The following is an 11,903-nucleotide window of genomic DNA, read 5'->3' as shown; positions in this document are numbered from 1 at the left end:
GGGGGCAATCGTATAGGGTTGTTTTTTATTCGATGATTAATTTTAGCGTTTTGGTTCCGAAATTAGAGACCACCGTAATCATATACATACCGGTAGCTTTTATTGTATCTGTATACATATGATGTTCTATGTTATAGAGTGTTTCTTGTTTTAACAGGGCGCCTGTTGGTGAATAAATGGTTATTATGGCGTTTGTTTTTGAAGGAAACTGTAAAGCGATATTGTAATGCCCATCTACTGCAGGGTTTGGGTATACATACATGGTGCTAGCGTTGTTTTGAGCGCTTCCATCACTAATAACCTTAATTTTTTTACTAGTGTAACATCCTTGGTCGTTTCGTAACCGTAGCTCATAATCGCCAGCTTGATCGATTGTTATTTTTGGGGTGTTATTAATAAAGGTGCCTTCGTAATACCACATATAAGATGTGTTTGCTTCTGTAAGAGCTGTACTGGCATCTAAAACCAACGCATGTTTAGAACTTAAAAGATATTCAGGTTTTAAATTAGAGAACGTCCCTTCTTTATCGGCCACAAATACACTTTCGCTATATAAACGCCCTTTGGCATCACGTACGATATATGTGTAGTTGCCAGAAGATACAGGTAAACTTGTGTCGGTTTTGGCATTTTGGGTCCACTGTTTTAAAATTGTGTTACTATCGGTTTTTTTAACGGTAATCGTGTATGGGGCTTGTCCGCCTTCTATGGTATAACGTAGTGCGCCAGAAGCTAACCCGTCGCAACTGGCCTCGGTAATCCACACCCGGCTAAACAGTTCGGGTGCAATTTTAATGGTGAATTTTGTTTTTCCTGTCTGGTGTTTGTCCCAATTAAAATCTCTTAACACCAGTTTTTCACGGGATGAGGTGCTTGCTAATCGAATATATTCTGAATCATTTTCATTATAATTTCCAGTTCCAGAGTAATCTACCAGTAACCAATAGTAGGTGTCTTTTGGTAGACTTCCTTTTATAAAATTGGGATTAAACACCCAATCCAGTACTAGATCGGTAGGGTTAGAAAAGTCTAATTGCCATGCTCTTGAAATTCCTATAGGCTCACCCTGCTCTTGTTTTTTAACTAAAAGATCTTGGCCATTGTCGCTCCAAAAAGCAAAGTACGTATTTGGAATGTGATTGCTTTTACTAGAAAGCTCTAGGGTTAAAAGCCCCTCATCCGTCATATTACTGCTTTTTAAGTGCCGTAATCCGCTAGCATCGTCTCGTCCTACAGCTGTTATGCGTGTGCTAAAGTCTTTGTGTTTTTCGAGTTCCCAAATGGTTTCGCCTTGGCTGTTTAGATAGTTTTTAATTCCGAATGGGAGTAGTGAAATACCGTATTTAATACTGAGATAACTCGCTATTTTTTGGATGTCCTGTCCTGATAAAATCCTGTTATACACCAAAATTTCACTAATATGTCCTTTAAATGCTTCTGGAGGTAAGCTTTCGAGTTTAGAGTGTTGCCCTATAGTTAAAAATGTGGGTTTTGCTATGCTATCTGTAACATGCTGCTGAAAAAAGTGAATGTTTGCTTTCTGGGGGGAAACCGTTTCTGGATAGGTCTGGTACGCATATGTCCTTAAATCGACTAAGCGCTTGGTAGTGGCTAATGATTGGGTTTTTTTAGCATCTGTTATGGTCCATAAAAACTGTTCTTTTATACTGTCTTCTGCTTTGTATACCAAAAATAAGGTGTGCCGCTTTTGGCTTGTTGTGCCTAAGGGCAGGGTTATAGGGAGTTGGTTGGTGCTCAATGCAATACTGGGGTTGAAATTAAGAAGCGCGCCACTATGTTTTTTTTGTGTAATTCCAGAAGGATTCCCTGTAAGATTCTCCCAGTAAAAATCTGTTTTATTATGTTTTGCTTTAATCCAAAAAATAGGATATTCTACAGCGCCAGGTAGTATGTTTTGTTGAGAAAAAACGACGTAAGGCCTTGTTAATAATATAAGGTTGGCTATTAAAAAATATATTTTGCACATAAAATCCGATGTTTTAAAAGGACATGTCTTATTAGAAATTGGTAAGGTCATCAAAATCAAAGGCATACCCTATATATAATGATATGCTATTGATTTTATTAGTGTTTTCCTGATAACGATGCCCATTTTCTTCTGTAGCTAAAGCATCGGAAATTCCTAATGCATAGCGTGCTCCTATAAAGAACTGGGAATTGAATTCATACCCTAGCGAAAAGGTTCCGTAAAAATAGTTTTTACCTGTTAAGGATGCGTTTAGTACATTTTGAACCTCCGTGTCTGGCTCATAATAAGTGCCGGAGCCCCCAAAGATGTCTTCTGCGTTAGAGCTGTATGTTATATTGTCGCTGGTTATATTAAATGCCATAGATGGCCCAATGCCTACGTACATTCCTTCTATAGGATAGTATTTAAATTGCATACCCGCATTAAGATAACTGTAGGCGAAGGTCATTTTATAATTTAGGCCATGAATGTCTTCATAGGCCAAATCTGTAGCCTGAAAAGAATAGGATAATTCGGGTTGCACACTTATTTTGGCATAGGGATATTTCCAATTGATCATAATACCTGCTGTAGCTCCAAACTTGCCTTTTTCTTCTAAAGTGTAACCTTCATAAACGCCTTTGGGAACAATAACGTCTGGGAGATTGGACATGGTGGAGTAGAGGCCGCCTGCAAAAAGACCATATGTAATCTCCCTTCCGCCTTGTGCATACAGGGATTTTAGACTAAACAAAAAGATAAGGAGAGTAAGTTTTTTCATAATTTTTATTGTAATTACCACTGATGAAAACTATAGCCTATAGAGAAACTAATAACACTGCTTTTGTTTTGGTTTTCAATGAATTGGAAAGAAGAGGCGTTGCTTTTAACAACATCTTTAACACCTAGATAATAACGTAAATCAAAGTGGATGCTTTTGCGCAACTCATAGCCTAAACTAATGCACAAAGCAAAATCGTCTGCACCATCAAGACCGTCTTGATAAAACTGCCTTGTGGCCACATCATATATGCCGTCTGCTTCGTTAGACGCATACGAAATATGGTTAGGAGATAAATTGATGCCATAAAAGGCACCAAACCCTAGGTTTAATCCTTCAAAAGGATATATTTTATAAAGCGCGCCCAGTTGTAAATAGGAATATTTAAGTCCTAATTCGAATGTTTTGCCGGTGGTATCGGAATAATTAATGGTTTCGCTAGATTGCCTTATAAGGATTTCTGGTTGTATAGCAACTCTTGTGTCGTTAAGCTTGCAGTTTATAAAAAAACCAGCTTCCATACCATAAGCGCCTTCACTTTTTAAAACACTATGGCTATAGGTGTTGTCCCTTCCTTTAATACTTTCTGGTAAGTGACTGATTTTAGAATGCAATCCTCCGAGCTTTAATCCGTAAGTAATATTGGTCTCGTTTTGGGAGTGGAGTACAATAGTGAAAAAAAAACTAAATATTAGTAGGTATAATATGGCTTTCATTTACAAAAAAATATTGTGCGAATATATGTATTAATAGAGAACAATATGTTTTTTCTGTAGGTTAAAGCATCTTTTTTGGTTGATAAAATTCTTTAAAATCGATTAACGGTAGTTTTTATTGATTATGGTTTAGTTGTTGTGTGTTAATCTTACAAATACACTATGTTTTTATTAGAAATTATTTTAATTTCAAACTTGGCATATTCATATTTAACTAGTGTGTTCTAAATTGAAGCCTTACGATTTAAGTTTCACGTCTTATCATATTGGTTGCTCATATCTATGCTTTTAAAAATAAGCGTATTATAAAGGGGTGTTAGAATAGGAAATAATAAAAACCATTTTAAAAAAATGTTTTTTGATGGTTGCCGTTTTTTTTTTTTTTTTTTTTGAAAGATCTGAGATTTCCTTATTCTCTTTGGCTATAAAAACCCATTGTATCACCATAGCAATATACTTATGTAAGCTATGAGCTTTTTTAATAAGATTTGAAATCTTGTTTCTGGTTGTGTAGTGCCTAATGGGTGTTGTGAAAAGTTTTGAAAGAGTTGGCGTTTCTACGATGGCTTCACTAAATATATAGTAATGAAAAACAGAATTATAAAAAACAAAACCTTCTGAACTTTAATTCAGAAGGTTTTTAATGTTTTTAAAAATATATAATTTATTGATTATGATTAACCATCCAGCCAATACCATATTTATCTGTGCATCGACCAAAGTAACCCCACTCTCTTTCTCTATAGTTATGGTGCACTTGTCCGCCTTTCGATAATTTCTCAAAGAGTTCTTTGCCTTCGTTGATATCTGAAGCTTCAATGCTCATATGAATTTGGTTTCCATTATTAAGTGGTGTATCCGGAGAGGCATCGTAGGCCATAAAGTAAATATGATCTCCTTTTATCTCAGCATGTTGTAATTTGTTTCTATAAGAAGATGGAACATCAATTTTTTTATCCTCATAGGTCTTGCGATTAATGATTTTGGCGTTAAATAAATCACTATAAAAACTAAGTGCTTCTTGACAATTTCCTCCAAACGCTAAATATGCTTGTATTTTCATTATTTCTTTTATTTATAGATTCAACATTTAATAGTTCTAAAGGTATTTCAAACGAGGTTTAATCGTTAGCTGGTTTAATAAAATAATTTGCTTTATTCCATTTTTCTGTTTTCTTTAATTTTGCGTGTTTTTCTTCATTGTTCTGTTAGTGATAGTGTTAGTGCTGCAATTTTTTTCAATTTTTCAATTGAGCAAATAATAAAACGATTTATGCTAATAAAGTGGTTGGGTCCCCACTAATTTAGAATTGATAATTTTCAAAACCTTAATGTAAACTTTCAAAACAATTATATCATGGCTAAAAATGATAATACTGAAAATAAAAAAACTAAAGATTTAAAGCAGTTTGAAAAAAACGCAGAGAATAAAGCAATGACCACCAATCAAGGCTTAAAGGTAAACGACACCAATAATTCTTTGAAAGCTGGCGAAAGAGGTTCAACGCTCCTAGAAGACTTTTTGCTTCGAGAAAAAATAACCCATTTTGATCATGAACGCATTCCAGAACGCATCGTTCATGCAAGAGGTAGTGGGGCGCATGGTTATTTTGAGCTATATAATAGTATAGAAAAATACAGTAAGGCAGGAATATTTACAGATACCGAAAGGAAAACACCTGTTTTTGTTCGGTTTTCAACAGTAGCAGGGTCTAAAGGTTCGGCAGATTTGGCAAGAGATGTGCGTGGTTTTGCGGTTAAGTTTTATACGGAAGAAGGAACCTGGGATTTAGTAGGAAACAATATGCCGGTTTTTTTTATACAAGACGCTATGAAATTTCCAGATTTAGTTCATGCTGTAAAACCAGAACCAAATAAGGATATTCCTCAGGCTGCATCTGCCCATGATACCTTTTACGATTTTGTTTCGCGTACTACAGAAACGCTTCATAATCAAATTTGGGCAATGAGCGATCGTGCCATACCTCGTAGCTTTCGAATGATGGAAGGTTTTGGAATCCATACCTTTAGGTTGATTAATGATAAGGGGGAGTCGCATTTCGTAAAATTTCATTGGAAACCAAAATTGGGAGTGCACTCGGTAACTTGGGATGAGGCTGTAAAGATAAACGGTGCAGACTCAGATTTTCACAGACGAGATTTATGGGATGCTATTGAATCAGGACATTACCCTGAATGGGAATTTGGAATACAAGTTGTGCCCCAAGAAGACGAACATAAATTTGATTTTGATTTATTAGACCCTACAAAATTAATTCCTGAAAAAATGGTTCCTGTCGAAATCATAGGAAAAATGACTTTAAATAGAAATCCAGAAAACTTTTTTGCAGAAACAGAGCAGGTGGCTTTTTTGCCTGGGCATATAGTTCCTGGAATTGACTTTACAAACGACCCGTTATTACAGGGGCGATTGTTTTCTTATAGAGACACCCAATTATCTAGATTAGGGAGTCCGAACTTCCATCAAATTCCCATAAACCGTCCTCTTGGCGAAGTGTATAATAACCAGCGCGACGGTCATATGCAAATGGATATTCCAAAAGGTCAAACAGCTTATTTTCCAAACAGTTTAGGAGGCGGTTGTCCGCACTTGTCTAAAATGGCCGAAGGTGCATTTCATTCTTACGAAGAACGTATTGATGCCAAAAAAATAAGGACGCGTAGCGAAAGTTTTAATGACCATTTTTCTCAACCGGCTCTATTTTATAGAAGTCTTGCCAATTGGGAAAAAGAGCATGTGGCCGATGCGTATATATTTGAATTAGGAAAGTGTTATTATACACATATTAAAGAGCGTATGTTATGGGCTGTTTCCCAAATCGATACAGCTTTAGCACAAAAGGTGGCTAAAGGATTAGGTTTAAGAGTTCCAGATACAATTGATCAACCTATCAACCAAGCTATTGGTGCAGATGCAGATGTTACGCAACACCAACCCCCTGCGAAGAAAAACTATTTAGAGAGCGATCCTGCTTTAAGTCAGGCGAATACTAGATTTAATAGTATTGCGACCCGGCAAATAGCAGTTTTGGCTGCCGATGGGTTTTCCATGAGCGATTATCAAAATATAAAAACAATTTTAGAAAAAGAGGGAGCGATGTTTAAAATTGTAGCGCCTCATGGTGGTAAAATTAACTGCGACCAAAATATGGAGCATAACGTTGATGCAGCAATAATGACTACAGAAAGTGTGCTTTACGATGCTATTTATATTCCTGGTGGAAAAGCATCGATTGAAACGTTAAGAGGCGTATCCAAGTACAAAAAGTTTATAAATGAAGCTTTCAAACATTGTAAGGCCATTGCTGTTGATAATGAAGGCGACATTTTATTAGATGATACATTCGTGAAAGATTATAAAGCGGATAAAGCTGTTTTTATAAATGCTAAGCCGGAAGCGTTTAGAGATGCAATCGCAAAACATCGCCATTGGGATAGAATGGAAACGGCTTCTAAAGTTCCGGCTTAACGCTCCGTTAAGAGAAAAGTAAAGGTTCGAATCGCTCTCTAAAAAGAAGATAGAAATAGGGTGAGACTTAATAAGATTCTTTGTTTATGAATGTGGAATTCTATAAAATATTTTATAGCGACGTACAGTGGGTCATTTAATTTTAAAATAAAATCCGCAAATGTATTACAGGAAAAAGAAAGGAAAAGGCTTTACATATCAGGATGAGAATGGTGAAGTTATAAAAAATAAAGACACCCGCGACTGGATAAACTCACTTGTTATCCCGCCAGCTTGGACCTGTGTGGAGATAAACGAAAACCGTAATGCGGATCTTTTAGTAACAGGACGAGATGATAAAGAGCGTAAACAATATATATATCACCCAAACCATGTAAAAAGGCAAAATTCTAAAAAGTTTGATCGAATTGTTCATTTTGCAGATCAATTGGAGCACATGAGACGTGTTACAGGACAGCATTTAAGAAAGCGCAAGCTGAATCGTGAGAAAGTAATGGCTACAATGCTTCGGTTACTGGAATCTGCTTTTTTTAGACCAGGAAATGAAACGTATTCTAAGGACAATGCAACCTACGGACTAACTACATTAAGACACAAACACCTAACGATTAATGGTGATGAAATACTATTTCAATATAAGGGAAAGTCTGGACAAGATCAAAAGAAAAATATTGTAAATAAAAAATTAGCTAAAATTGTTAAAGAAATCGATGATATGAGCGGGTATGAGGTTTTTAAGTACCTAGATGAAGATAACCATATCGTCGATGTTAAAAGTGACGATTTGAATGCTTATATTCATGAAGTTATGGGGGATGAGTTTTCAGCAAAAGATTTTAGAACTTGGGCGGGAACTATGATTGCTGCCATTGCCCTAGATGAATTGGGTGTTGTAGACAAAAAAGACCAAGAGGCATTAGATAACAATATTAAGGAGGCTGTAAATCGTGTTTCTGAACGGCTTGGAAATACACCTTCAGTAGCCCGAAGTTCTTATATAGATCCTAGGGTTATTGATGATTACACTCAAGGACGAACGCTGAGGTATTTTGATAAAGAAATAAATAAGTTGTTAAAGAAAGCAGAAAACCTATCTAAGGAAGAAATAGGGGTTTTGTGTATGCTTCGAAACCGCTTAAAAAAGAAATGATTTAAAACACTTTTTGTTTAAACCAGAAAGTGTTTTGAATGTTTTAAAAAAAGTGGGTCATACTGGATTCGAACCAGTGACTTCCACGTTGTCGACGTGACACTCTGAACCAACTGAGTTAATGACCCCTTTAATCTTTGTGCAAAGATATTAGTAAACTCTCGAATTAAAAAATCTTGAAGTGAAACTTTGATTTTTATTATGAGGGATTAAATTTAGAAAAGTTGACACTTTAGAACGTATCTTATTTATATTAAAAACAATTTAATTTCCACCCACAACTTCTGGGAATAGTGCATAAAAAAAGCCTCCATTTCTGGAAGCTTTATCTTTCTGTGGGCGCAGAGGGATTCGAACCCCCGACCCCTTGGGTGTAAACCAAGTGCTCTGAACCAACTGAGCTATGCGCCCGAATTTTATTAAGGCATTCGGCTGCCCAAGAACGTTCCGATTTTTAGTTTTAATGCTTTTAATGAAAAAGCGTTGTGTGCTTCGAATCGGTGTGCAAATATAAACTAGATTTTCAATTTGCAAAAGCTTTTTCAATAAAAATTTAAATTATTTCTGCAACCACAAAAGTACTGCCGCCAATAAAAATAAAATCATTGGATTCTGCATTAGCTAGTGCCGATTTATAGGCCTCAATAACAGACTTGTAGGTGTTTCCGTGGCGGTTGTGTGCTTTAAAAAAGCTTTTTAAGCTTTCTGCATCTAATCCTCGAGGAATATCGGGCTTACAGAAATAATAAGTCGCATTTTTAGGTAATAAGGCTATAATACTATTTAAATCTTTATCATTTACAACTCCAAAAACAATATGTAATGCATTATAGGTTTGTTCAGAAAGCTGTTTCATTACATACGTAAGCCCTTCTTTATTGTGCCCTGTATCACATACTGTTTTAGGGTTTTCATTTAAAACCTGCCAACGGCCTTTTAATCCTGTGTTTTTTATGACTTGTAATAGGCCTTGCTTTATATTATCATTCGATATCTGGTACCCTTTTTGCTGAAGTTCTTGTATGCTCTGTACAACTGTTTGTATGTTTTTGGTTTGGTAGCTCCCAATCAAATCGGATGGAAAATGCTCACCAGCGTTTTGATCGGCAAATATTATTTTAGAGTTATGTTTTTTAGCTAATGCTTTAAAAACAGAGGTGGTTTCTTTTTGGGTCTCACCAATTACTACCGGTATATTGTCTTTTATAATACCTCCTTTTTCAAAAGCAATAGCTTGAAGTGTTTCGCCTAAGAACTGTGTATGGTCTAATCCTATATTCGTTATTACAGATAGTTCAGGGGTTATAATGTTGGTTGAGTCTAATCTTCCGCCTAATCCCACTTCTACAATAGCAATGTCTATCTCTTTTATAGAAAAGTATTCAAAAGCCATTCCAACGGTCATTTCAAAAAAGGAAAGTGCGTTTTTTTTAAAAAAGGTTTCGTTTTTTTTTATAAAATCGATAACAAAAGATTTTTCAATCTCCTTTCCATTGATTTTTATGCGTTCTCTAAAGTCTTTTAAATGAGGCGATGTATAGAGTCCAACTTTATAGCCTGCTTCCTGTAAGATAGAGGCTAACATATGGCTGGTGGAGCCTTTTCCATTAGTGCCTGCCACATGAATTGACTTGAATTTTTTTTCAGGAAAATTTAAGTGTTGGGCTAATTTTAAGGTGTTGGATAAATCTTCTTTAAATGCCGATTTTCCTTCTCGTTGATACATGGGGAGTTGCGAAAACATCCAATGAACAGTATCTTGATATGTTGCCATGGGTTATTGACCTAAATTAAAGTTTACTTTAACAAAGCCATACTGTTTTGCAGGGGCTTTGGGGTCGGGTTGCCATTTGTGCGATAAAGCTATTTTTTTAGCAGGTTCTAATAAGCACGGGTCTGTATTGGTCGTACCTTTAGAACCAGGAACCGCTTCTATAACATTACCATTTTGGTTTACCGTAATTTTAACAATAACCATTCCCGACTGGTTGCAATCTTGTTTTATAGTTTTGTATGATGGCGAGCCTCTCCCGTTCAATCCGTAGCCCACACCGCCGCTTCCTGTGCCAGGAGCACCGAAGTCGCTTGGTGCGTATGGGTCGCCTGGATGGCGCCCTTTATCACCTTGCTTGTTATCGTTGCCTTCACCGCCAGTTTCTGTGCCTTCAGATTTGCTAACGCCTCCTATTAAAGCATCGAGTTTTTTCTTTTTCTCGTCTTGTTCTTGTTTTTCTTTGGCTATTCTTTCGGCTTCAGCCTTTGTTTTGGCATCGGCAATCGCTTTTGCTTTACTTTCTGCCTCTTTCTGTTTTTTAATAGCGATTTCTTCAGCATTATCTGCCGCTAAGACGTCTTCTTTTGTCTCAGATGGCTTTGAAGGTTCTGCTTTTGAAACTTCGGGCTGTGGAGGTGTTTCTACTTTTTGAGGTTCCGACTTTATTGGCTTTAAAGGTTGTGTGTCGCCTTTTCCAAAATCGGTAGTGCCAAAATTAACTGCCACGCCATATTCTTCTGGAGGATCCATGTATGGAGGTCCTACTACAAACAATAACAGCACAATGATAACTATAATTAATGTGGTTATCTTTGCGGAATCTCTCTCATGTTTTGTTTCTAAATATCTCATGCGTGCCCTATGCGTCTTTCTAATTGTTAGGTTTTACCGCCAAAATAACCTTGAATTTATTTCTATTGGCAATATCCATTACCTTAACTACGTTTTCAACAGGTACAGATTTTTCAGCTCTTAAAACAATGGTGGGTTTCTCCTTAGATGCCAAGACTTTTAATAACTCATTTTCAAGCACGCTTTCTCCCACACGTTTTTGATCGATATAATAAGTCAAATCTTTTTGAATGCTTACCGCAACAGATTTTAGGTTCTCCGTTTTTCCGCTGGCTTTTGGTAATAAAATATCAATAGCATTGGTTGTAACCAAAGTAGAAGCAATCATAAAAAAGATAAGAAGCAGAAATACAATATCAGTCATAGACGACATATTGAATTCTGGTGTTACTTTATTTCGTCCTCTAAAATTCATATTAAGATGGTTCGTTTAAGTGGTCTAAAAACTCTAGGGAGTGGGCTTCCATTTTGTAGATAACCTTGTCTGTTTTAACAACGAGGTGGTTGTATGCAATATAAGCTACAATACCTACAATTAAACCAGCAACTGTAGTTGTCATTGCAGTATATAATCCACTTGCCAGAACATCCATCTGGATGCTTCCACCGGCATTTGCCAGTTCAAATATAGCCAATATCATACCCACAACCGTACCTAAAAAACCAATCATGGGGCCTGCTCCAGAAATGGTAGCCAGAACGCTTACGTTTTTTTCTAAGCCATAAATTTCTAAACGCCCAGCATTTTCAATGGCCGTATTAATGTCTGCTAAAGGCTTGCCAATACGTGTAATCCCTTTTCCTATGAGTCTAGAAACTGGCGAATTAACTTGAGCACAAAGCATTTGGGCAGAATCTATTTTCCCATTACTTACATGATCTTTTATTTGGTTCATGAAATTAGCATCAACTTGAGAGGCTGCCTTTATAGCGAATATGCGTTCAAAATAAATGTAAATAGCAACAACGAGCAATACAAATAAAATAGCTATAATAACTTGTCCAGCAGCACCGCCACTGCTAATAAGCTCAATTATAGATAGTGTTTTTTCAACAGGTTCTCCTTCAAGGGGTAACTCTGGCGTCTCTTGGTTTAAAAATAATAATGTATTTAACATAGGTTTAAATTAGTTTCTTGCAAATGTATAACGTTTGTTTTGTCCCTTAAGTA

General features: G+C 36.3%; 10 protein-coding genes and 2 tRNA genes. 2 read left to right on the top strand and 10 right to left on the bottom strand.

Translation table 11 applies throughout. The annotated features are described in order from the left end of the window. Positions 1-25: 25 nt before the first annotated feature. From ACFFU9_RS12250 to ACFFU9_RS12235, 4 genes are all read right to left on the bottom strand, one after another. The gene (locus ACFFU9_RS12250; RefSeq protein ID WP_379861745.1) at positions 26-1,987 is read right to left on the bottom strand and encodes a T9SS type A sorting domain-containing protein; all 1,962 of its coding nucleotides are present in this window, start codon (positions 1,985-1,987) and stop codon (positions 26-28) included. Between the two features lie 31 nt (positions 1,988-2,018). Further along, on the bottom strand, positions 2,019-2,750 hold the full coding sequence (locus ACFFU9_RS12245) for an outer membrane beta-barrel protein (protein WP_379861744.1): 732 nt from the start codon (positions 2,748-2,750) through the stop codon (positions 2,019-2,021). Between the two features lie 14 nt (positions 2,751-2,764). Then, positions 2,765-3,466, bottom strand: coding sequence for an outer membrane beta-barrel protein (locus ACFFU9_RS12240; protein WP_379861743.1), 702 nt, complete (start codon positions 3,464-3,466; stop codon positions 2,765-2,767). 664 nt (positions 3,467-4,130) lie between these two features. Continuing rightward, positions 4,131-4,529 (bottom strand): VOC family protein, encoded by a 399-nt coding sequence (locus ACFFU9_RS12235; protein ID WP_379861742.1) that lies wholly within the window; start codon positions 4,527-4,529, stop codon positions 4,131-4,133. A gap of 294 nt (positions 4,530-4,823) precedes the next feature. Between ACFFU9_RS12235 and ACFFU9_RS12230 the strand changes: the two genes are divergently transcribed. Both ACFFU9_RS12230 and ACFFU9_RS12225 read left to right on the top strand, forming a co-directional pair. Beyond that, positions 4,824-6,956 carry a catalase gene (locus ACFFU9_RS12230; protein WP_379861741.1) on the top strand — a complete coding sequence of 711 codons (2,133 nt, stop codon included), beginning with the start codon at positions 4,824-4,826 and terminating at the stop codon, positions 6,954-6,956. Between the two features lie 160 nt (positions 6,957-7,116). Then, the gene (locus ACFFU9_RS12225) at positions 7,117-8,106 is read left to right on the top strand and encodes a DNA topoisomerase IB (protein WP_379861739.1); all 990 of its coding nucleotides are present in this window, start codon (positions 7,117-7,119) and stop codon (positions 8,104-8,106) included. A gap of 53 nt (positions 8,107-8,159) precedes the next feature. Here the strand turns inward: ACFFU9_RS12225 and ACFFU9_RS12220 are convergent. From ACFFU9_RS12220 to ACFFU9_RS12195, 6 genes are all read right to left on the bottom strand, one after another. Further along, positions 8,160-8,234 (bottom strand) — tRNA-Val (locus ACFFU9_RS12220). A 208-nt stretch (positions 8,235-8,442) separates the two neighbouring features. Next, positions 8,443-8,517, bottom strand: a tRNA-Val gene (locus ACFFU9_RS12215). 142 nt (positions 8,518-8,659) lie between these two features. Then, positions 8,660-9,880, bottom strand: a complete 1,221-nt coding sequence (locus ACFFU9_RS12210; protein WP_379861738.1) for a bifunctional folylpolyglutamate synthase/dihydrofolate synthase — start codon at positions 9,878-9,880, stop codon at positions 8,660-8,662. 3 nt (positions 9,881-9,883) lie between these two features. Then, entirely contained in the window at positions 9,884-10,732 is an 849-nt protein-coding gene (locus tag ACFFU9_RS12205) for an energy transducer TonB (RefSeq protein ID WP_379861737.1), read from the bottom strand. Between the two features lie 19 nt (positions 10,733-10,751). Continuing rightward, positions 10,752-11,147: an ExbD/TolR family protein gene (locus ACFFU9_RS12200; protein ID WP_379861736.1), complete on the bottom strand. Its 396-nt coding sequence runs from the start codon at positions 11,145-11,147 to the stop codon at positions 10,752-10,754. A 1-nt stretch (position 11,148) separates the two neighbouring features. Next, on the bottom strand, positions 11,149-11,850 hold the full coding sequence (locus tag ACFFU9_RS12195) for a MotA/TolQ/ExbB proton channel family protein (protein ID WP_379861735.1): 702 nt from the start codon (positions 11,848-11,850) through the stop codon (positions 11,149-11,151). Positions 11,851-11,903: the final 53 nt, after the last annotated feature.

The sequence above is a fragment of the Mariniflexile ostreae genome (genome assembly GCF_042427585.1).
Lineage (GTDB): Bacteria > Bacteroidota > Bacteroidia > Flavobacteriales > Flavobacteriaceae > Pseudalgibacter > Pseudalgibacter ostreae.
Note: the sequence above shows the minus strand (reverse complement) of the source record. Positions and strands in the feature narration are given on the sequence as shown.

Excerpts from the sequence above, each read along its gene's own strand:
- ACFFU9_RS12250 (WP_379861745.1), bottom strand. The coding sequence starts at position 1,987 with ATGTGCAAAATATATTTTTTAATAGCCAACCTTATATTATTAACAAGG.
- ACFFU9_RS12245 (WP_379861744.1), bottom strand. The coding sequence starts at position 2,750 with ATGAAAAAACTTACTCTCCTTATCTTTTTGTTTAGTCTAAAATCCCTG.
- ACFFU9_RS12240 (WP_379861743.1), bottom strand. The coding sequence starts at position 3,466 with ATGAAAGCCATATTATACCTACTAATATTTAGTTTTTTTTTCACTATT.
- ACFFU9_RS12235 (WP_379861742.1), bottom strand. The coding sequence starts at position 4,529 with ATGAAAATACAAGCATATTTAGCGTTTGGAGGAAATTGTCAAGAAGCA.
- ACFFU9_RS12230 (WP_379861741.1), top strand. The coding sequence starts at position 4,824 with ATGGCTAAAAATGATAATACTGAAAATAAAAAAACTAAAGATTTAAAG.
- ACFFU9_RS12225 (WP_379861739.1), top strand. The coding sequence starts at position 7,117 with ATGTATTACAGGAAAAAGAAAGGAAAAGGCTTTACATATCAGGATGAG.
- ACFFU9_RS12210 (WP_379861738.1), bottom strand. The coding sequence starts at position 9,880 with ATGGCAACATATCAAGATACTGTTCATTGGATGTTTTCGCAACTCCCC.
- ACFFU9_RS12205 (WP_379861737.1), bottom strand. The coding sequence starts at position 10,732 with ATGAGATATTTAGAAACAAAACATGAGAGAGATTCCGCAAAGATAACC.
- ACFFU9_RS12200 (WP_379861736.1), bottom strand. The coding sequence starts at position 11,147 with ATGAATTTTAGAGGACGAAATAAAGTAACACCAGAATTCAATATGTCG.
- ACFFU9_RS12195 (WP_379861735.1), bottom strand. The coding sequence starts at position 11,850 with ATGTTAAATACATTATTATTTTTAAACCAAGAGACGCCAGAGTTACCC.